Here is a 20,020-nt window from a genome sequence, read left to right as displayed (position 1 = left end):
GGCTCTGGAAAGGGCCACCATAGAGGGTGATAGTCCCGTATACGAAAGGCGCACTGAAGTGAAATCGAGTAGGACGAGGCACGTGAAACCTTGTCTGAACATGGGGGGACCATCCTCCAAGGCTAAATACTACTTACCGACCGATAGTGAACTAGTACCGTGAGGGAAAGGCGAAAAGAACCCCGGTTAGGGGAGTGAAATAGATCCTGAAACCGTATGCGTACAAGCAGTGGGAGCCCCTTCGGGGGTGACTGCGTACCTTTTGTATAATGGGTCAGCGAGTTACTTTCAGTGGCGAGCTTAACCGACTAGGGGAGGCGTAGCGAAAGCGAGTCTGAATAGGGCGTTAAGTCGCTGGGAGTAGACCCGAAACCGAGCGAGCTATCCATGACCAGGGTGAAGGTGAGGTAACACTGACTGGAGGCCCGAACCGGGATCTGTTGAAAAAGATTCGGATGAGTTGTGGATTGGAGTGAAAGGCTAAACAAGCTCGGAGATAGCTGGTTCTCCTCGAAAGCTATTTAGGTAGTGCCTCGGACGAATACTGCTGGGGGTAGAGCACTGTTTCGGCTAGGGGGTCGTCTAGACTTACCAAACCGATGCAAACTCCGAATACCAGCAAGTACTATCCGGGAGACACACGGCGGGTGATAACGTTCGTCGTGAAGAGGGAAACAACCCAGACCGCCAGCTAAGGTCCCCAAATTATCGCTCAGTGGGAAACGATGTGGGAAGGCACAGACAGCCAGGAGGTTGGCTTAGAAGCAGCCATCCTTTAAAGAAAGCGTAATAGCTCACTGGTCGAGTCGGCCTGCGCGGAAGATTCAACGGGGCTAAGCGATATACCGAAGCTGCGGACTTGACTTCGGTCAAGTGGTAGAGGAGCGTTCCGTACGCCTGTGAAGGTGGATCGAGAGGTCTGCTGGAGGTATCGGAAGTGCGAATGCTGACATAAGTAACGACAAAATAGGTGAAAAACCTATTCGCCGGAAGCCCAAGGTTTCCTGCGCAACGGTAATCGGCGCAGGGTTAGTCGGCACCTAAGGCGAGGCCGAAAGGCGTAGTCGATGGAAAACCGGTTAATATTCCGGTACCAGTAGCAACTGCGATGGGGTGACGGAGAAGGCTAGGTCAGCCGGTGATTGGTAGTACCGGTTTAAGCGTGTAGGCAGGGGTCTTAGGTAAATCCGGGATCCTAATGCGGAGGCGTGATGACGGAGTTCTGGTTCGCCAGGACTGAAGTGATTGATGCCAAGCTTCCAAGAAAAACCTCTAAGCTTCAGGTTGTTAGTGGCCGTACCAAAACCGACACAGGTGGGCAGGGTGAGAATCCCCAGGCGCTTGAGAGAACTCGGGTGAAGGAACTAGGCAAAATGATACCGTAACTTCGGGAGAAGGTATGCCTCTGGTAGGTGAAGTCCCTTGCGGATGGAGCTGACGGAGGTTGCAGTGAAACGGTGGCTGCGACTGTTTAATAAAAACACAGCACTCTGCAAACACGAAAGTGGACGTATAGGGTGTGACGCCTGCCCGGTGCCGGAAGGTTAATTGATGGGGTCAGCGCAAGCGAAGCTCTTGATCGAAGCCCCGGTAAACGGCGGCCGTAACTATAACGGTCCTAAGGTAGCGAAATTCCTTGTCGGGTAAGTTCCGACCTGCACGAATGGCGTAACGATGGCCACACTGTCTCCACCCGAGACTCAGTGAAATTGAACTTGCTGTGAAGATGCAGTGTACCCGCGGCTAGACGGAAAGACCCCGTGAACCTTTACTACAGCTTTACACTGGACTTTGAATTGACTTGTGTAGGATAGGTGGGAGGCTGTGAAGCCGGGACGCCAGTCTCGGTGGAGTCGACCTTGAAATACCACCCTGGTGAATTTGGAGTTCTAACTTAGGTCCGTAATCCGGATCGAGGACCGTGTATGGTGGGTAGTTTGACTGGGGCGGTCTCCTCCCAAAGTGTAACGGAGGAGCACGAAGGTGCGCTCAGCGTGGTCGGAAATCACGCACAGAGTGTAAAGGCATAAGCGCGCTTGACTGCGAGACAAACACGTCGAGCAGGTACGAAAGTAGGTCTTAGTGATCCGGTGGTTCTGTATGGAAGGGCCATCGCTCAACGGATAAAAGGTACTCCGGGGATAACAGGCTGATACCGCCCAAGAGTTCATATCGACGGCGGTGTTTGGCACCTCGATGTCGGCTCATCACATCCTGGGGCTGTAGCCGGTCCCAAGGGTATGGCTGTTCGCCATTTAAAGTGGTACGCGAGCTGGGTTTAGAACGTCGTGAGACAGTTCGGTCCCTATCTGCCGTGGGCGTTGGAGATTTGAGGGAAGTTGCTCCTAGTACGAGAGGACCGGAGTGAACGCACCCCTGGTGTTCCGGTTGTCATGCCAATGGCATTGCCGGGTAGCTATGTGCGGACAGGATAACCGCTGAAAGCATCTAAGCGGGAAGCCCCTCCCAAGATGAGATCTCCCTGGAGCCACGAGCTCCCTAAAGGGTCCTGGAAGACCACCAGGTTGATAGGCAGGGTGTGGAAGCGCAGTAATGTGTGAAGCTAACCTGTACTAATTGCCCGTGAGGCTTGACCATATAACACCCAAACCGTTGGTTCTCAGAACCAGCCGCAGTGTACGATTCCAAACTCCGGAGTGACGGCCACAAGACCGTCCCCAACCGCTTTGCCTGGTGGCCACAGCCGACGGGAACCACCCGATCCCATCCCGACCTCGGAAGTGAAACCGTCGCACGCCGATGATAGTGCAGTTACCTGTGCGAAAGTAGGTCACCGCCAGGCACCTACCTCAAGCCCCTCCCGCTCCATAGCGGCAGGGGCTTCTTATTGCGCTCAATACAGCCTCGCCGTAACGTGGCGATGTGCCGCCCGCCCTCCGCCCGGGAACCCCGGCGGACCAGGCATGCGCACAGCGCGCTTCTGGCAGCAGCGCTGCTATTCGATGTCGTCGCTCCAAGTCCGAGTCTCTCTTCCAAAGGCTTTGCCGGTGGCGCGAGCAGGACGCCGAACTATGGTGTCTGGGAGACCATGTCACCGGCGTGTCTGATTCAGCATTTTCGTGGCGATCATGTCGGTGCTACGGTCGAGAGGCTTCGTCGTACAGGGGCTCGTTAGTAGCTACTCCTTTATGGGCGGAGGGGGTTGCTTCCTCAGGCTGGCGTATCGGCCGAAGAGAATCAGGAGGCGCTTGGGCAGCAGGGTCTCCCGAAGTTTCGGTTCGACATGTCGCTAGTTTTAACGGCAACACGGATCTGGACGATGTCGATCGCCTAAGTTGAAAAGGCGCACCGGGTGTCAGGGAAGCGGCTGGGAACGCTTTGACGCGGCTCCGTCGTGCTCGGGTGTATTGCTGCTTGCGGTTTCCCGGACTGTTTCGGCAATCTCGACTTCCGCTTGCAGCCAGTCGATCAGTTCGGGACCTGCTACGCAGCCGCGCGACTGGGCCTTGAAGTAAGCCAGGCGGGTGATGCGAAGACGAAAGAGCTCAGCATCGGGATCGCCGCGGGCACGGAGTTGCTCTGCGAGTCCACTCAGCGCGCCGGTGTCGTGCGTCAGGGTATGTGCGTCAGTCATGGCGGGCGGCCTCGTGAGGCAAGGGAAATGAATGCGGTCGTTGCAGCATGCCGGCCTCGTTCCGCACGGGGCATCGGTCTCGCACTAACTTCGCTATCATGCACACGTTGGCGGAGTCCTGATATCCGTATGACTACTTGGGTAAGCCCAAGGTTGGGATTCTCCCGCCGCGAAGAGCGGTGTTACCATGCCAAGGACCGGCACCCAACAATAAGGGTAACGGTCCTTGGCTGCCTCGAGCGGTCTTTACCTCAGGCCTGCGGCGCACGGGTGGCAAGTGGATTTTCAGTGCGGCAGCGGTCAACTGTTACCGAGGCTGCTATGGGCGGAATAGCCGAGAATGATATGCGGCATGCGCGGCAATGCGCCGATTCAACCGTCTATATCGTGGACGATGACGCTGGGGTTTGCGAGGCGCTGAGTACCGTGTTGGAGGCGGAAGGCTTCAAGACCCGTTGCTTTCAAACCGGTTCGGCCTTTCTCGCGTCTGCTCACCCCGAAATGCGGGGTTGTCTGTTGCTTGATCTGTGTATGCCCGACTGTACGGGGTTGGAGATACAGAAGGCGCTTGCCCAACATGAGGTGCAAATCCCCGTTGTCTTTCTGACGGGCTACGGTACCCTCCCGACCTCCTCCGAGGCCTTCCGCGCGGGCGCCCTCGACTTTCTCCAGAAGCCCGTCGAGCACGATCTCCTCGTGACCCGGGTGGCGGAAGCGATCAGCATGGATGCGAAGCACAGTGCTCATGGTTTGCAGGCCCTATCGGTGAGGCAACGCTATGCCCATCTGAGTGGGCGGGAGCGGGAAGTCCTTCGATTCGTCGTGAACGGCCTATCTACCAAGGAAATGGCCCGGGAAATGGGCCTCAGCCACCGTACCGTGGACACGCACCGAGCTCACCTGATGCGTAAGATGGGCTGTTCAAACCTGTTACAGCTGATGAAGGAGATCGGGCCCCTGCTCGAGGAAGAGGGGTTTCTGGAGTGAGCCCCGGCTCACTCGCGGCCAAGTAGCATTGTGGAATGATGACGCTTCAAGGCGCTGCAGGTGGCTCGGGTGCCTTCAACCAGGCATGCAGCCGTCAGCTACTGGAAGGCTTTCTCGGTACAGTGCCTTTCTGTCTGGCCCTGCTCGACCTGCAGTTTCGTTTTGTCTGGGTGGGGCCTGGACTGGGTTGCGCGCTTGGATTCGAAGCGGAGGACTGCCTCGGGCGTTCCATGCGGGAAGTCGCGCCGGTTCTCGCAAATTCGCTGGAACCGCTGATAGGGGAACTCCTGGCGACCGGACCGTCTGGTGGTGCTCGGGACTTCGCGGTAGGCAATTACCCTGACGGGGGACCTGACTGTGCAGGTCGAGGCGAGCTGCGAATTGTGACTGCTGCGGGGGGAGAAGTCATCGGGTTCGCCATCGTTGCTTCGCCCGTGGCCGGTGCATTACGGGAAGCAACCCCGCATCTCGCAGACCGCGAGGCTGCCTGGTGTATGTTCGTCGAGAGCTTCGCTCATGATCTCCGGAACCCACTGACCCCGATTCTGGCGGCGGCACAGCTGCTGCGTCGGTGTGGCGGAGAAAAGCCCGGGATCGTCGAATGGGCGGCGGTTGCCATTGAGCGGCAGGTCCGGCAGCTGAACACCCGCCTTGACGATGTACTGTCCTTGGCGCGGGGCAAGCGGGGAGCGCTCGTGATTGCGGCGGACGATTTGGATTTGGCAGGCATGCTGGAACAGGTCATCGCCGAGTTTCAGTCTCTGGCGCAAGAGGGTGGGCTGGTGATCGAAGCCCAGGTTCCCGCTTGTGGTCTCCCGGTCCGGGGAGAGAAGGCCAGGCTTGAGCGGATCCTTAGGATTTTGTTGACGCGTGCCATTGAGACCACACCGAGCGGCGGAAGCGTCGAAATCCAGGCGGTGAGGGCAACTGACCACATCCAGGTGCGGTTCCACGATAGCGGTGCCGGTTTTGAAACCGCAATGTCAGAGTCGGTGTTCGATCCCTTCGACCGCCAAGATCCATCTTCCCAACTGAAGCGGAGCCACAATGACCGCGTAGGACTGGCGCTGGCCCGAGCACTGGTCATGCAAATGAGAGGCAGCCTGACGGCCTCCAGTGCTGGCATCGGCCGCGGTGCCGAGTTCGTGCTGCGGCTACCGATCACCGATAAATCGCTATCGCCGCACGCTCCGCAAGATCCACTTCGGGGCGACGGGTCCTGATCGTCTGGTTTGAAGTCTGAGCGCTGCCAAGCTCGTTCCTCCGAGTCCGGCGGGACATACACACCCATCTGATTGATATAGGTAATCCTGCCCATAGACGCTATGTGGCGCCACTGGCAACCTGCCACTGCGGCCGAACGCGAATGCATTCATGGTGGCCGGATTCGTGAGGTGACAGGCGAGGGCAGACGATCACATGACGACTAATCAGGGTTTGCAAGATTGGCAGCTTGGCTTCAGGTCTGCGGTGTCCGGATGGGCGGATATCCCCCCGGCGGGTGTCGACCGCATGCAATGGTTGTCCGGTTGGCGAGAAGGACGCCGAATGCGTCTGGAGAATGAGCAGCAGCGGCCTGGCGTACAGCCGGAATGTAGCCTGCGCCAGCAGGCGCCAGTCAACTGAAGCGCGTCGCGTAGGGTCGACCGGGATCCCTCAGGGCGGAATCTTGAGTCTCGAAAAGGCCTACTGCGGGCTGGAGAGATTCGGTACGACCTGCAGCCTGACCGTTCCATATGCCAACCTCGTCAGCCGGGGCTGAGTGACTCGCCAAAACTGCCCGATTCAGGGCGCAATCCCCCGCACAGACGGGGATCGATAGTTCCTCTTCCCGCGGTGTTTCTCCACCCGCTCCCTTCGGCACGCACTCCTTCGCCGACAGACATCCTTGGCCTTCCCGAAATCCAGCGCATGATTTCGTTGTAGCGTTCGGTGTGCTGGCTCTGGATCGAATCTGTGACGCGTCTCTCAGAATCATGCCTATGGAAATCTCGGGGCGAGCCGATGCCTAGCGCGAACCGGACGAAAAACTGTGACCGCCTCGGGAGAAATCTCAATGGACGCCGACCTTCGCTTCAGCACAACCGGCCCGGATGATCCCGACGGCGACCCGATGGGCTTGGAGGCGGAACCCGAGGAGTCAATCTTGGCGGTCGAGCGGGATGCTCGGGTGATCGGCGCCTTCTCCCCGGAGGGCGGTGAGTGGGATCTGACGCAGACCTACTTCCATGAACTGGCGCACGCGCGGCGGTTGACCGCGGACGAGGAGAAGCATTATGGCGCGTTGGCGCGGGCGGGCGATGCCACGGCGTTCCGGGTCATGGTGGAGTCCAATCTGCGCCTGGTAGTGAAGTTGGCGCGGCGCTATCGCCACCGCAGTCTGCCGTTGCTGGACCTGATCGAGGAAGGCAATCTGGGGCTGATGCATGCGGTGGAGAAGTTCGAGCCGGAGCGGGGGTTTCGTTTTTCGACCTATGCGGGGTGGTGGATACGGCAGGAGATCGAGAAGGCGATCATGAACCAGTCGCGGACGATCCGGTTGCCGATTCACGTGGTGAAGGAGCTGAACAGCTATTTGCGGGTCTATCGGCAGTTGGCGACGCGTCTGCCGCGCGAGCCGGCGGCGCGGGATGTGGCGGCGCAGGTTGGGGCGCCGGTGGCGGTAGTGGAGCAGGTGCTGCATTTGAACGAGCAGCTGGCCTCGCTGGACACGCCGGTGAGTTTGGGTTCGGAGCAGCGGCTCGTGGAGACGCTGGCGGACGAGGCGCAGGTGGATGTGACCGACCAGTTGCAGGCGGCGGCGGTCGCGCGCCAGCTACCGGTTTGGCTGGGGCAATTGACGCCGGTGCAGCAGGCGATTTTGCGGAGGCGCTTTGGGCTGGACGGTGGCGACGGCGCGGCGCTGGAGCGGATAGGTGCCGAGCTGGGCCTGCCACGCGAGCGCGTCCGGCAGTTGCAGAACGCCGCCCTGAAAGCGTTGAAGCAACGGGCCGAAGAACAAGGCTACAACGCTGACCTGCTGTTCCACTGAACGGAGATGTGAGATCGGAGCGAAGGCAGACACTCAGTTTGCGGCATCCCGGAATGACAACAATCGAGGTGAGCACGAATGAACGCCAAGCCGCTTTTGTGCGCCGCGCTGTCGCTGATGGAATCGGTTGCGATGGCTGGCAGCTTCATTTCCGCTGGAGGCCCCCCGGTTCAGGGCCAATACATCATCAAGCTCAGAGACGACATGCCCAGCTTCCAGGCACGTGAGGCGCTACTACAGAACTTGGTGGAGACGAGGGGAGGCAGAATGCGGCGTGTCTTCGCCGCGGTCCTGAACGGCGGTGTCGTGACGCTGACCGAACCACAGGCCCGCGCGCTGGCGAGGCTGCCGATGGTCGACTATGTCGAGGAAGATGCCCTAATCTGGGCGAGTGAGATCCAGAGCCCAGCGACGTGGGGTATCGACCGCATTGATCAGCAGGAACTTCCGCTGAGCAATAGTTATGTATACACGGCCACTGGACGCGGTGTTACCGCATTCGTTATCGACACGGGCATTCAAGTCGATCACTTGGAATTCGGCGGGCGTGCGCGCACCGGCACGGATGTCATCGGCGGGGACGGCGGTGACTGCAATGGTCATGGCACCCATGTCGCCGGCAGCATCGGCGGGGCTGTCTACGGGATTGCAAAGGATGTTGCGATAGTGGCGGTGCGCGTGCTGGACTGCAACGGCGTGGGAACCATCAGTGGGGTCATCGCCGGGGTCGATTGGGTGACGCGGAATGCTGTGAAGCCCTCCGTCGCCAACATGAGCCTCAGCAGTGGGGCAAGCGCTGCTCTCGATACAGCGGTACGCAATTCACTCGCGAGTGGAATCAGCTACATCGTCGCCGCGGGTAATGCCGGTGCCAACGCCTGTTACTATTCGCCGGCGCGAGTTCCGGGCGCGATCACCGTGGGGGCGACGACTGCTAACGATGCACGGGCCTCGTACTCGAACTTCGGCAAATGTCTGGATCTGTTTGCGCCCGGTTCGTCCATCAAGTCCGCCTGGGTTGGTGGTGAGTCGTCGACCAACACGATCAGTGGCACATCGATGGCCGCGCCGCACGCGGCCGGGGTCGCGGCGCAGTATCTGCAAACACATCCGGCCGCAGGCCCGACGGCCGTACGCAACGCCCTTGTCGGGGCGGCAGCGCTCAACAAGCTGACAAGAATTGGCACGGGCTCTCCAAACGCGTTGATACAATCCATCGCGCCTTGAGCTCGTTTGCCGGAAGGTCGGCCGGCAGATGCAGGCCGACCTTCAAGCGCGCGTGTCAGGGTTACCAGGCCCAGACCGATGAAGCCGGTAGCTGATCGAACACCTTTTCGGGTACCTCGCTCGCAAACCAGTCTACTGCATTCTGTCCCCGGGACTCGACGAACTTGGCGAATGCAGGATACGCCGTAGTGATCTTCTCCTGTTCCAACGGCCAATGCCACTTTTCGCTGGGCATGAGCATGCCGAACGGGTTGCCATTCGCATCCTTGAAGGCCGGATTGACTTCGAGTAACTGAATGGTTTTGCCGGTGTTGCGAACGTACAAGAAAGGATCGAATGGAGCTGGTCCGAGTGTCGATGGATCGGCCGGCTCAGCCAGAACGATCAGGAAAACGCTGCGCGGTCCAGTGATCGGGGGACGGCCCGAGTGGGTGTTCAGCATGGACGAAGCGCCGTTCGGATCCGAGAAGATTTTCACGGTATCACCGAACATCGTGACGTCGATCGTGCCGCTGAATTCGGCCGGATTACGGGGGCTGCACGGGCCCTCGTACTTCGGATACTGTAGCGTCACGGTGCACTCCAGTTTGCCCTTGATCGCGTCCGGGAGGGGTAGTCGCAGGTGCCAGTCGTGGCTGTACATGGCTCCGCGCGCCAGGATATACGCCGTCCCGCCGATGGCAACGACTTTGTTGTCGGCATTCAGTCCGTGCTTCACCTGGTACGCCACAACCAAGTCGTTGAAGTCGTAGTCACCCACGTTGGGGTAGAGGTCTTCGTAGGCCGCTACATAAAACGTATCGGCTGACGGGAAGTAGTTCCAGCTTTGAACAGCCGGGGCATCCAGCGGGGGGGGCGGGTCGCTCGGTACGCTGGGGCCGGCTACCGGCTGCGTTAACTCGACGATGGGGGCGTCCAGGCGTCCAGGTGCGACTTTGTCCAGATAGGCGGCGTCCTCGGGTACCAGGATGGCCAAGTCTTCAAAGCCGCCATTGAAGTCGTAGAAGGCTTCGGGATCGCCCTGGGCGCTGTCCGTGGTCAACAGTGTGACCGATAGTATCGCCGAGGTAACCGCCCTTAGGTCGTCGGGTACCTTGATTCTGATCGTGCTATCGAAGGTCGCTTGAATCCGATTGGCTGCGGTGATCCGGCTCGATCCGCCCTCACCGAGCAGCGTGTAATAGGGGCGTCGCACGGGATCGCCTTTCTCCATGACCCAGGACTGCGTCTCGGTGGAGAAGTGGCCGTCGGCGAGCGTGTAGACCTTGCTGCTTCCGTCCTTGTAACCCAGCATCAGCGCGATGTCCTTGATGGCAACGCCCTGACTGGTCGATTTTTCCAATCCCTTGCTGTTCTCGTTGATGTCGGCCGCCAGAACGAGTTGGTTGTCGAAGCGGTAGGTCTCGAGCTGCTCGGGCGTAACATCCCGCAACAGATCGATTTTCCCGATGCCTTGCTTGATGGTGTCGGTAAGCCGCAAGGATTCGATCGCGTCGGCGTTTACGCTGAAGAGGCTTGAGGCGCCTAGCAACAGTCCTGAGATCCTGGATAGGGTGTTCATGTCAAAAGTTCCGTGTTCCAGTGGGAGCGGGGCTCCGCAAGTGAATTGGGGGTTTCGTTGCTGAGGTGGCGCTCGTTTCAGAGGACGACAGGGATCGTGCCCGATGCATTCAAATCTTGTCCGAACACTTCATATTGAATCGTCTGTGCCGTCGAAGGCAGGCTGAGCTTGATGGCCAGTTGTGCCACGTCGGTAACGCGTCCCAGAAACAACAGTTTCTGGCCGGAAGTCGCAGCGGTATCGGCCACATAGAGCTTGACGAACGTGGCCATGGAGCCCAAGTCCCGTGCGAACAGTTCCGGAAGGTGGTCGGCAGTGATGGTCATCTGGTTGTGGAAATTGCCAAAGCGGAATTGCCGCGTGAAATTCAGGCCATGCACATCCTGGTCACGTCTTTCAATGACGGCATGGGTTGCAACGGTATTCCAGACATATGCTTCGAAGCGTTCATCGCGAATCTCAACAGCGTAAGCTCCGGGTTTATTCATTCGGAAACGGTAGCGCCCTTGTGCGTTACTCACGTTTTGTCGCAGGCAGGCTCGATCAGAGCCGGGTACTGCTCCGGCTGGCAGCAGACAGACATTGACGCCCGATATCGCGCGGCCCGACTCATCGGAGACTTTGCCCGCGATGACTCCCGCTTGCACGGCCGGTGCGGTGGAGAACAGAACGAAGATTGTTGTAGCGAGCAGGGTCAGAGCTTTCATGTGCTGTTTCCGTTGGGAAGGTGGCCCGAAGGCCGGTCAAAATGGCAGATCACGACTTGTGTATCGCACGGGCCGTGCCATTAAAAATAACCTTTAAAAACCAGTGGTATGAAAATATGTGGTGTCGTGAAGGACACTCATGAGACACTTTGGGACTGTCTCATGAGTGTCTCGTGGATGTCTCGCGAGACAGGTGTGTCGAGGCTGGTCCGGCCCCGAGAGACTTTGCTGGGTTAGTCGTCGACGTTGAGTTCGAGGTCTCGCAGCCGACGATAAAACGTCGCACGGCTGATTCCCAGACGTTTGGCCGCTTGACTGCGGTTGCCCCGTGTGGCGTTCAATGCTGCGAGAATGCGAGATCGTTCGTCGGCTTCATCGCCGGGGTAAGCAGGGAAGGGTTCCGCCGGGGCGCTGAGGCACGCCTGCCGCAACTCGGGTGGAAGTTCGTCGGGATGGACCCGGGGACCGGCGGCGCAGATGACGGCGTAATCGACGCAGGACTTGAGCTCGCGGACATTACCGGGCCACTCGTAGCTGAGCAGAGATTGCAGGGTCTCGGGAGCAAGGCCTGAGAGGGACTTGCCAGCCTGACTGCACGCATCGCGGAGGAAGTGTTCAACCAGCAACGGAATGTCGGTCCTCCGGTTCCGTAGCGGTGGGACAGTGATCCGGGCGACGCGGAGCCGAAACAGGAGGTCCTCGCGAAAACGCCCGGCCCTGACCTCGGCCGCCAAGTCCTTGTGGGACGCGGCGATGACTCGCACGTCCACGGGGCGGGGGCGGGTTTCGCCGAGTCGAGTGACCTCGCGCTCCTGCAGCACCCGCAGCAGGCTAGCCTGCATGGAAAGCGGCAGGTCGCCGATTTCGTCCAGGAACAATGTGCCGCCGGAGGCGGCTTCGAAGTAGCCCTGCTGGTCGCAGGTGGCGCCGGTGAACGCACCCTTTCGGTGTCCGAAAAGCTGGCTGGCCAACAGCGATTCGCTCAAGCCGGCGGAGTTAACGGCGACGAATGGGCCTTGCTTGCGAGGCCCGCCGTCATGAACGGCGCGCGCGACCAACTCTTTGCCAGAGCCGGTTTCGCCTTCGATCAACACGGTCCAAGTGCCGCGTGCGATGTCGGCGATCAGGCGATGCAGTCGCTGCATGGGTTCGCTGTCTCCGATCAGCGCGCCCCGGGTCCGCGCTTCGAGCCGCTGACGCAATCGATACAATTCCGTTACGTCATAGACCACCGCGATCCGACGGGAGGGATCCCGGGGATCATCCTTGATGCTGCATTCCGTCCAATGCTCGGCGCCAGCCTCATCGGACCAGCCCAACTGGACGGATTTCCGGCCTGCGGGAGGAGCATTGAGGTTCTGCCACAGTTCGGCGACAGTCGATGCCGGCAGTGGCAGGAGATTGGGCCAGATCTGGCCGGTGACCTGTGAAGGAGACAAGGCCAATACGGCTTCGCAAGAAGCGCTCGCGAACGTGACCATGCCATTGCCGTCGACGATCAGCGTCGCACAGGCGAACTGATTCAGGATTGACGTCAAATCGTCCCTGTTTCGGCGTAGTTCTAGACTCAACTGTTCCAGGCGCGAGACCGCTTCCTTGCGCTCGGAGATATCGGCCTGGATAGCCAGATAGTGGGTTGGCTGGCCGTCGTCGTCGAATACGGGCGACAAGGAGAGTTCAACCCAGAAGTGGCTGCCGTCCTTACGAAATTGGAGCGCTTCCATCCGTGTTTCTTTCCGCTCGGCGATCGCCGCTTCGATCGCTGCTGCCGTTACAGCATCATGATTCGCGGCGTGCAGGAAACCCCAGCTCTGGCCTAGGACTTCCTCTGCGGTGTATCCGGTGAGGCGTTCGAATGCCGCGTTGACATATACCAGAGGCATGTTCGAACGCCGAGCGTCGATAATGGCGATGCCGTTCAGCACCGAATCCAGCGCAAGTATGCCAAGAGGCGCTGTTTCCAGGTGCTCGAGAAGACGATCGCGCTGGACTGCCAGTGCCCGGAGTTCTTCTTCCCGTCGCGATACGTCACGCTGAAGAGCCACCACATACATCGTCTCGCCGTCCGGGAGAGGCAAGCGTGCGAGGGAAAGCTCGCTGTCGAAACGGGTTCCGTCGCGGCGCAGGCCGATAGCGGCCAGATGCTGCGGTCGCCCGTTGCGTAATGCGTCGCCGACTGAGCCCAGAACCCGCGGGGCGTCAGATTCGTCAAAGAACCGGAGGATGCTGTTGCCGTCGACTTCGGCACCGCTGAAACCGGTGAGTTCCTCGAAAGCATGGTTCACGAAAGCCACCGGGTAGGCCGGGTCGCTTGTGTCGAAAATGGTGATCGCCTCGGGTAGCACGTGGCAGATCCCACAGAGATCTAGCGGATCGGATCGACTCATTGGCATCCACCGCTCGTCAGCGCCGATCCTTGGCCATCTGGGCACCCCCGGCATGATGGTCTTAGTCCACCGAGATGATGCCTCCGGCTCGCAACGTCCGCTTCCTGGCGGAGCATGCAGGCACGCGAAACCGGGCGCGGCGTGGGTTGTTCACTTGGCAGGTGGCGCTGGTTGCGCGTACTCCACCGGACGACAACCTGGGCGGCACACCGGTAGGTGCGCTGCATCGTGGCAATCGGATCCGACTTCAGTCTCGTCAGTTGGGTTAAGCTTGCAACGGCGGATCGCTCGCCGCGCAGAGACGGAGATCCGTGAAGGAACGGTGTCCGCGGCCGAGGATGCACCCAGAGCACGGCTTCCTCGTCGTGTGTCCGCTTTCCCGATGGCGCGCGATCCAACAGCGCCGCTGGAACGCCGCACGATGGCGCTAGATCTGTTGGCCTGCAGCACCGATGGTGGATTATCCTTGATCTGAAAGTAATCACGGAGTATCCTTACTGGCTAAGTCTTTGAGTGTGCGAGTCGGGGAGTTGCCTCACCACACGGGTCGCGCGGCTTGCGTTGCGGCGGTCAAAAGGCGATAATAATCACATGGCTACGTAGCTCAGTTGGTTAGAGCACGCGATTCATAATCGCGATGTCGGTGGTTCAAGTCCACCCGTAGCCACCACAGTCCAATCTCCCTGCCCGTCTCTACCTGGTCTTCGGCCTGCCGACATTCACGAAAATGCCGGATTCAAGATCCGCCGGAAGCGATCTGAGTCTTCCGTATCACGCGCAAGGCTTCCTCCACGGTCTCGACCGGGTGCAGGAAATCCACGTCCTCAGCCGCTATTGTCCCTTCGCCGAACATCGTGTCCCGCATGAACACGCTTAAGTGATCCCAGAATTCCTGGCCCATCGCCACGACCGGGAACCGCTCAAGTTTGCCGGTTTGCACTAGGGTGATCACCTCGAAGGCTTCATCCAGTGTGCCAAAGCCTCCGGGCATCACCACGAAGGCACAAGAGTACTTGACGAGCATGACCTTGCGCACGAAGAAGTGCTCGAATTCTATGAAGCGGTCCAGATAAGCATTCGGTTTCTGCTCGCGAGGGAGTTGGATGTTGCAGCCCAGGCTCAGCCCACCGCCCTCGCGGGCGCCGCGATTCGCAGCTTCCATGATCCCTGGACCTCCGCCGGTCATAACCGCGTAGCCGGCGCCTGCCAGCCCTTTTCCCAAGGCGCGCGCCAACTCGTAATAGCGGTGCCCCTCGGCAAACCGGGCTGAGCCGAATACAGTGACACAGGGCCCCTCAAACTCGAAGCTTTCGAAGCCTTTCAAGAATTCCAGAAAGAATTTGACGGCACTTTCCAGATCTTCCCCACGCTTCTGCCGCCCGCGCAGAAAGAGCTTTTCCGCGCCTTGGATCTTCCCCAGCAAGGAGTAAGGATCATTGTCGAAGGGCTGCACGCGATTCTCCCTCTTCCCCGAGTTAGGGCGGACATCGGACCCTCGCAGCAGGCCGCGCCCAGCCCTTTCCAATCCGCAATCGAAAGGTCTTATTAAAAGGACTTTTCCGCCGCCTTCAGATGCGTCACCGCGCCAAACGCTGCTTCTTCGGCGGAGCTGGCGTTGCCCTTCCTGCCCTCCGCAATTGCGGCGTCCAGATTCTTGATCGCTGCATCCAGGTGCGGGTTCGGGCGCTCTTGCTGTGCCGCTTCTGCATGGATCTTGGCAGCTGCCGCGTGCTCAGCGACGGCGGCAGCATTTCCCTGTTTGCCGCTATCCAGCGCAGCCTGTGCCTGCTTCATGGCTTCCGCTTTGTGGTCCTCGGCCCCTGACGTAACTGCGAAACCGAGTGTGAACACGAAAATAACTTTCGGGATTAACCGTTTGAATCGGGTTTGCATGGAGACCTCCAAGTTTGTTTTTTTGCGTCAGCAGATTGCCACTCAAGCCACCGGAAGCAGCGAAGAGGCTTCGGAGAGCCAAGCCAGCCGCTATGTATCCGACACGGGATGGCGCGCCGTGTTCGTCCTCTCGCCCGTCTTGATCCGGCGGCAGCGACGGACTGAGCAACTACACTTCAAGTCGGTTCAAAACACAATCCCTCACCGAATGGGACCTCGCAGAGTGCATCCGCTCCGCGTGGCGACTCAGGAAACGACGATGGACGGCTTGCTGATCGTGTCATTTGGGCTCCTTCAGATCGCGGATGGAGCAATCACCTATATCGGGCTCCACTGCTCCGAGATCGACGAAGCGAATCCGCTGGCGAGCTTTTGCTTCGAAACCTTCGGTCTCGGCACGTCGATCGCGACGATGAAACTCCTTGGGCTGGCCTTTCTCGCCTTCGTCTTCATTCGACGCCACCGGATCCGCAGTGCCTGGGTCACCGGAACACTCAGCGGTGTGGTCGCTGCCTATTGCTGGGTCGTCGCTCAGAATCTTTCTCTGGTCCTCGCGACCTGAACCTGCGCCGGGCCAGCCCTGGTCATGCGGTTCCGGCGTCTAGCGGTGCGACCGCGGTGCCTAGCTCACAATACCCGGGTCACGCTCAGCCAGTCTCCGCCGAGTGCGGCGTTGGCCTGCTCGATCGCCTGCAGCGACCCAACGGCCACGACGTGTCCGTGGCTGGCCACGTCGTCGAGCACCCTCGCAAAATCGTGAAAGTGCCGTAGCTCCGTGGCCAGAACCTCATCCCTTATTTGCTGCCTCAGCGGATCGTTCAATGCGGCCAGATGATGTCGCAGCGCCGTATAACCCTTCGCATCGGGGAGCATGTAGCGGTCCAGACTGCCAATGACACCGATGATCGCCCGTTCGACTTCCGCGCGGTCAGGTGGGTGGGCGCGCAGGAATTCTGCCGTGTGATCGTAGATCTCCACGGTTTCGGCGAGATTGGGATCGCGGTAGGAGGAGTACATGAAGATCCCGCTGAGGGGGTCGAAGCGACAGGTACCGCCATAGGCCCCGCCGCGGACACGAACACGCTCCCAGAGATAGGTCGTCGACAACCAGTTCTGTACGACCAGCCAGGATCCATGCAAGCTGTAGCCGAGCGCGTAAACATCCGCCCCCTTGGCCACGAAGTTGACTTGCGTCGGAACGGTCAGGCCTTCGTTGCAAGGAGACTCGGGAGTTCGCGAAATGCCTGCCATTATGGCGGCACCGCGTGGCAGGAGATCAATGAACGCTTCGAGTCGCGGCTGTATGGCCAGTCGTGTAGCCGTATCGGCAGTGACATTCATTGTCAGGCCGGCGGCAGTGATCAGGGTGGACCGAACGCGCTCCAGGTCCCGTAGCACACCCTGCCAGTCCCCTTCCACCCGCGCGGAGAGCTCTCGCAAAAAAAACAGATAGCTGACGCCGTCGGTCTGTTCGGCGACCCAGTCTGCGGCATTCAATCGGGCCCGCAGGCGCTGTTCGGCGAAGGCGTTGCCGTGCGGAACCAACTCGCTTTCGATACCGGCCTTTTCCTCAAGGACAATCTGCCGGAACCGTTCCCGATCGTCGAATCGCGCGGTCAGCAGGATCTCGCCCAGGAGGTCCAGCAGGTCGTCGACATGGGTCGCGGTGCACTTGCTGCGAAGGACAAACAGCGACAGTCCGAGGCGGGTATCGACTCGCAGCGTATTGATCGCCGTCGTGCCGATCCCCCCGGTTTTTCGCCCGATGCTTTGGGTCAGGGTGACGAAGTCCTTTTTTTCGGTTCCCATCTCGAGCAGCGCGGAGCCGAACAGACCCAGGTAAGGTGCGAGGTTTGTCGGGACGCCGCGGGTATCAAACGCGAGATCCAGGTAAACGATTCCATGGGTTGGAAGCTCGTGATACAGAATGCTGGCGTAAGGGTGGACGTCGATCTCGGTCGGGATCGTCTTGATCAGCGGCTCAAGGTCACTCGGCCTCAGCGTCGGTACCGTGGCCAGCGCTTCCGGGCTGTCAGGCGTGGTCTGCAGGGCCTTCAGCGTTGCGGTGTCCGCGGCGAGCCGCTGCAACTCCTCGGCGCTGAGATTGGCTGCAACTTGATCCAGTCGACGTTGTTCCGCCTGTTCTCGCTGGGCCAGCCAAGTATCGTCGGGTAGCATGACGACGGTGGTGCGGTGCGTGTTCTCGACGAACATCTCACGCAGCATCTGCCGAAACGGGTCCTCGCTGCTCGCCAGCTTTTCCTTCAGTGCCCGCAGCGGTGCCTCGAAGGCGAGTGGTGCCAGTGGATCACCGCCATATAGCCAGTATTGCAAGGACTGAATCAGGTAAGCGATGCCGCGCGGGAAGCCGCCGAAATTCGCCTCCCGCAGGTTGAACTCGACTGTGTTAAGCGACGCTTCTATAAGGCCCGCTTCGAAGCCAGACTCTGCCAAGTCCCTCAGGGTGTTAAGAATCAGCTTCTCGGCCGCCTCGATGTCAGCGGGGTCTACGCCCTTCAGCCCGATCGGAAAATAGGCTTCGCGGCAGTCGCTGTCGACATAGCCGCCGGTGACATCCTCGCCCAGGCCGCTATCGGTGAGGCACTTGCGCAGCGGCGAAGCCGGCGTGCCGGCCAGCATGTGAGACAGGATATCCAACGTCAATGCGGTCTCCGGGTCACGCAATTCGCCTAGCAGCCAATTGACAGAGACATAGGCCAGCGGCGCCTCCGCATCCTCACCGGGATCGTAGGCCTCAACCTGTCGCCGCGGTGCCGGCCAGCGGGGCTGCAGGCGCAGTTCTGGAGCCAGCTCGATAGCCTCGAACCCGCTCAGCCACGAGTCCAGATAGCGCAGTCGCTCCTCGGGATCGTCGTCACCGTAGAAGAAAACACGGGCATTGGATGGATGGTAGAACGTGGTATGAAAGGCTTTGAAGCGGTCGTAGGTGAGCTCAGGGATCACGGCCGGATCGCCTCCGGAGTCGTGACCATAAATGGTGTCCGGGAACAGTGAACGGCGCACATACTCGCCGAGCATCGAGTCAGCCGATGAATAGTTCCCCTTCATCTCGTTGAAGACGACCCCCTTGAAGCGGAGCGCGTCCGAAGGGTCTTCGAGTTCGTAATGCCAACCCTCTTGCATGAGGGTCCACCGCGTCAGATTCGGGTAGAAGACCGCATCGAGGTACACGTCGATCAGGTTGTAAAGATCCTTGGCATGTTGCGAGGCGACTGGATAAACCGTGTGGTCGGGCCAGGTCATCGCATTGACGAAGGTATTGAGCGAGGCCTTGATCAGCTCCACGAACGGTTCTTTCAACGGATAGCGACGGGAGCCGCAAAGCACGCTGTGTTCCATGACATGCGCGATGCCCGTGCTGTCGTTCGATGGGGTCGCGAATGCAATACCAAACACCTTGTTTTCGTCGTCATTGATGAGGCTGACGAACTCGGTGCCGGTAACCGTATGCCGGTAGACACGGGCCAAGGAGCCGATCTCCGGGATCATTCTTTCTTCGCACAGCGCGAAGCGGTGATGGGTTGTTTTCATGGCCGGTAGCATACCATCGACCGTGCCCGGCGGCCCTGGATCGACGCTCTTGCGAGGGCCAGTACGTCAGCCATGAGGCGTCAAGATTCTTTACAGTCCCCGATTCGGTGCAGTGGCAGCGTCGCCTTGTTTCGGGGCAGCTCTTGCGAAGCTTCTTGTGATCAATGACCTAGCGCGGGGAGAAAAGATATGGCGCGTATCGTGCTAAAGTATTTTTGACAGACGCGTTACAGTACCGGTTGGGGGGTAATTGTGAATGCTGAACATCGGCGTCAAGGCCGTGCGACGGAATGGCTGTCGTTTTCCGGGGGAATAATTAGAAATAGAAACCTCGAATGAAAGCCCTCTCATCATGGCTCGAATCCGGTATCCGTTTGCTTCAGTCGTTAGGCGGTTTAGGCGGCGCCTGCGTCACTCCACCAGTCGCCGCTCGGCCTCGACTCCGCGGTTCGGCCTGGGGACTGCGGCATGAGGCGCTTCGGCCAGATGCCTCTCAAATCGTGAGCGAGACGGGCAGTGAACAGGTTGGCACCGATCCTGAACTGGACGGTGTCCTTTCCCCTCCTCGGGGGGATGGGCTCCATCGACTCGCCTGCTGGCTGTTACTGTTCGGGCTCGCCTGGTTCGGTTACTCGGTGAGCTTGCCCGCGCGGTCCGACGAACTTGCTCGCATCGAGGCGGCCTTCGGCATACGCGTTGAACGCCTTAAGCTGGCGGCAGGCGGGCACATTCTCGATTTCCGCTATCGGGTGCTGGACTCCAGCAAGTCAGCGGGTCTGCTGCAACCCGGTGCCAGCACCTATTTGATGCCGGACAAGGCACCGGTTCGCCTGGACCCAATACCCCTGGAGCCAGCCGCAGCCCCGCAGGCGCTCGATCGCAGCGGCGGCGAGAATGCGGCCCTCTTCGGGAATCCCGGGCGTTTGCTGCGGCGGGGCGACCGGGTGACACTCGTGCTCGGGGGATTCAGGGCTAGCGGATTGACCATTCAGTAGTGGTTGCGAGGGTACCTGGATCGCGCCGTGGTCAAGGGCCGCCAGCCGCAACAGGGCGCTCCGACTACATCGGGCGAGCAGCGCG

General features: G+C 59.9%; 13 protein-coding genes, 1 tRNA gene and 2 rRNA genes (1 of these 16 cut by a window edge). 9 read left to right on the top strand and 7 right to left on the bottom strand.

The genetic code is table 11. The features are described 5' to 3' along the window. Positions 1-2,598: ribosomal RNA gene (locus tag BWR02_RS14780) — 23S ribosomal RNA — on the top strand (it extends 294 nt beyond the left edge of the window). 92 nt (positions 2,599-2,690) lie between these two features. Then, positions 2,691-2,803: ribosomal RNA gene (gene rrf, locus BWR02_RS14775) — 5S ribosomal RNA — on the top strand. 513 nt (positions 2,804-3,316) lie between these two features. On the opposite strand, the gene BWR02_RS14770 is transcribed toward rrf, so the two are convergent. After that, positions 3,317-3,595: a DUF2934 domain-containing protein gene (locus tag BWR02_RS14770; protein WP_139558698.1), complete on the bottom strand. Its 279-nt coding sequence runs from the start codon at positions 3,593-3,595 to the stop codon at positions 3,317-3,319. Between the two features lie 321 nt (positions 3,596-3,916). Between BWR02_RS14770 and BWR02_RS14765 the strand changes: the two genes are divergently transcribed. The 4 genes from BWR02_RS14765 to BWR02_RS14750 all read left to right on the top strand — a co-directional run bounded on the left by BWR02_RS14765 (position 3,917) and on the right by BWR02_RS14750 (position 8,840). After that, on the top strand, positions 3,917-4,582 hold the full coding sequence (locus tag BWR02_RS14765; RefSeq protein WP_162560175.1) for a response regulator transcription factor: 666 nt from the start codon (positions 3,917-3,919) through the stop codon (positions 4,580-4,582). Between the two features lie 35 nt (positions 4,583-4,617). Then, a complete protein-coding gene (locus BWR02_RS14760) occupies positions 4,618-5,805 on the top strand; it encodes a sensor histidine kinase (RefSeq protein ID WP_139558696.1) in 1,188 nt (395 codons plus the stop codon). Positions 5,806-6,638: 833 nt separating this feature from the next. After that, complete coding sequence (locus BWR02_RS14755; RefSeq protein ID WP_201276282.1) at positions 6,639-7,613, top strand: sigma-70 family RNA polymerase sigma factor; 975 nt, start codon at positions 6,639-6,641, stop codon at positions 7,611-7,613. A gap of 78 nt (positions 7,614-7,691) precedes the next feature. Further along, the gene (locus BWR02_RS14750; RefSeq protein ID WP_201276281.1) at positions 7,692-8,840 is read left to right on the top strand and encodes a S8 family peptidase; all 1,149 of its coding nucleotides are present in this window, start codon (positions 7,692-7,694) and stop codon (positions 8,838-8,840) included. Between the two features lie 61 nt (positions 8,841-8,901). Here BWR02_RS14750 and BWR02_RS14745 read toward each other — a convergent pair whose 3' ends face one another. From BWR02_RS14745 to BWR02_RS14735, 3 genes are all read right to left on the bottom strand, one after another. Beyond that, a complete protein-coding gene (locus BWR02_RS14745; RefSeq protein ID WP_139558695.1) occupies positions 8,902-10,401 on the bottom strand; it encodes an LruC domain-containing protein in 1,500 nt (499 codons plus the stop codon). 77 nt (positions 10,402-10,478) lie between these two features. Beyond that, the gene (locus tag BWR02_RS14740) at positions 10,479-11,108 is read right to left on the bottom strand and encodes a carboxypeptidase-like regulatory domain-containing protein (protein WP_139558694.1); all 630 of its coding nucleotides are present in this window, start codon (positions 11,106-11,108) and stop codon (positions 10,479-10,481) included. A gap of 233 nt (positions 11,109-11,341) precedes the next feature. After that, complete coding sequence (locus tag BWR02_RS14735) at positions 11,342-13,495, bottom strand: sigma 54-interacting transcriptional regulator (RefSeq protein ID WP_162560174.1); 2,154 nt, start codon at positions 13,493-13,495, stop codon at positions 11,342-11,344. A gap of 593 nt (positions 13,496-14,088) precedes the next feature. On the opposite strand from BWR02_RS14735, the gene BWR02_RS14730 reads away from it, so the two are divergent. Next, positions 14,089-14,165 (top strand) — tRNA-Met (locus BWR02_RS14730). Between the two features lie 66 nt (positions 14,166-14,231). On the opposite strand, the gene BWR02_RS14725 is transcribed toward BWR02_RS14730, so the two are convergent. Continuing rightward, the gene (locus BWR02_RS14725) at positions 14,232-14,948 is read right to left on the bottom strand and encodes an LOG family protein (protein WP_139558692.1); all 717 of its coding nucleotides are present in this window, start codon (positions 14,946-14,948) and stop codon (positions 14,232-14,234) included. 92 nt (positions 14,949-15,040) lie between these two features. Next, complete coding sequence (smbP, locus tag BWR02_RS14720) at positions 15,041-15,400, bottom strand: small metal-binding protein SmbP (protein WP_236102272.1); 360 nt, start codon at positions 15,398-15,400, stop codon at positions 15,041-15,043. A 247-nt stretch (positions 15,401-15,647) separates the two neighbouring features. On the opposite strand from smbP, the gene BWR02_RS14715 reads away from it, so the two are divergent. After that, the gene (locus BWR02_RS14715; RefSeq protein WP_139558690.1) at positions 15,648-15,950 is read left to right on the top strand and encodes a DUF5658 family protein; all 303 of its coding nucleotides are present in this window, start codon (positions 15,648-15,650) and stop codon (positions 15,948-15,950) included. Positions 15,951-16,015: 65 nt separating this feature from the next. On the opposite strand, the gene BWR02_RS14710 is transcribed toward BWR02_RS14715, so the two are convergent. Then, on the bottom strand, positions 16,016-18,940 hold the full coding sequence (locus BWR02_RS14710; protein ID WP_139558689.1) for an insulinase family protein: 2,925 nt from the start codon (positions 18,938-18,940) through the stop codon (positions 16,016-16,018). Positions 18,941-19,440: 500 nt separating this feature from the next. Between BWR02_RS14710 and BWR02_RS14705 the strand changes: the two genes are divergently transcribed. Then, positions 19,441-19,935 (top strand): hypothetical protein, encoded by a 495-nt coding sequence (locus BWR02_RS14705; RefSeq protein WP_139558688.1) that lies wholly within the window; start codon positions 19,441-19,443, stop codon positions 19,933-19,935. Positions 19,936-20,020 lie beyond the last annotated feature (85 nt).

The sequence above is a fragment of the Methylotetracoccus oryzae genome, from assembly GCF_006175985.1.
Taxonomy (GTDB): domain Bacteria; phylum Pseudomonadota; class Gammaproteobacteria; order Methylococcales; family Methylococcaceae; genus Methylotetracoccus; species Methylotetracoccus oryzae.
The sequence above is the reverse complement of the archived record's forward strand: the minus strand, read 5'-3'. Positions and strand labels throughout refer to the sequence as shown.

Excerpts from the sequence above, each read along its gene's own strand:
- BWR02_RS14765 (WP_162560175.1), top strand. The coding sequence starts at position 3,917 with ATGGGCGGAATAGCCGAGAATGATATGCGGCATGCGCGGCAATGCGCC.
- BWR02_RS14740 (WP_139558694.1), bottom strand. The coding sequence starts at position 11,108 with ATGAAAGCTCTGACCCTGCTCGCTACAACAATCTTCGTTCTGTTCTCC.
- BWR02_RS14715 (WP_139558690.1), top strand. The coding sequence starts at position 15,648 with ATGGACGGCTTGCTGATCGTGTCATTTGGGCTCCTTCAGATCGCGGAT.
- BWR02_RS14735 (WP_162560174.1), bottom strand. The coding sequence starts at position 13,495 with ATGAGTCGATCCGATCCGCTAGATCTCTGTGGGATCTGCCACGTGCTA.
- BWR02_RS14710 (WP_139558689.1), bottom strand. The coding sequence starts at position 18,940 with ATGAAAACAACCCATCACCGCTTCGCGCTGTGCGAAGAAAGAATGATC.
- BWR02_RS14760 (WP_139558696.1), top strand. The coding sequence starts at position 4,618 with ATGATGACGCTTCAAGGCGCTGCAGGTGGCTCGGGTGCCTTCAACCAG.
- BWR02_RS14745 (WP_139558695.1), bottom strand. The coding sequence starts at position 10,401 with ATGAACACCCTATCCAGGATCTCAGGACTGTTGCTAGGCGCCTCAAGC.
- BWR02_RS14770 (WP_139558698.1), bottom strand. The coding sequence starts at position 3,595 with ATGACTGACGCACATACCCTGACGCACGACACCGGCGCGCTGAGTGGA.
- BWR02_RS14755 (WP_201276282.1), top strand. The coding sequence starts at position 6,639 with ATGGACGCCGACCTTCGCTTCAGCACAACCGGCCCGGATGATCCCGAC.
- BWR02_RS14750 (WP_201276281.1), top strand. The coding sequence starts at position 7,692 with ATGAACGCCAAGCCGCTTTTGTGCGCCGCGCTGTCGCTGATGGAATCG.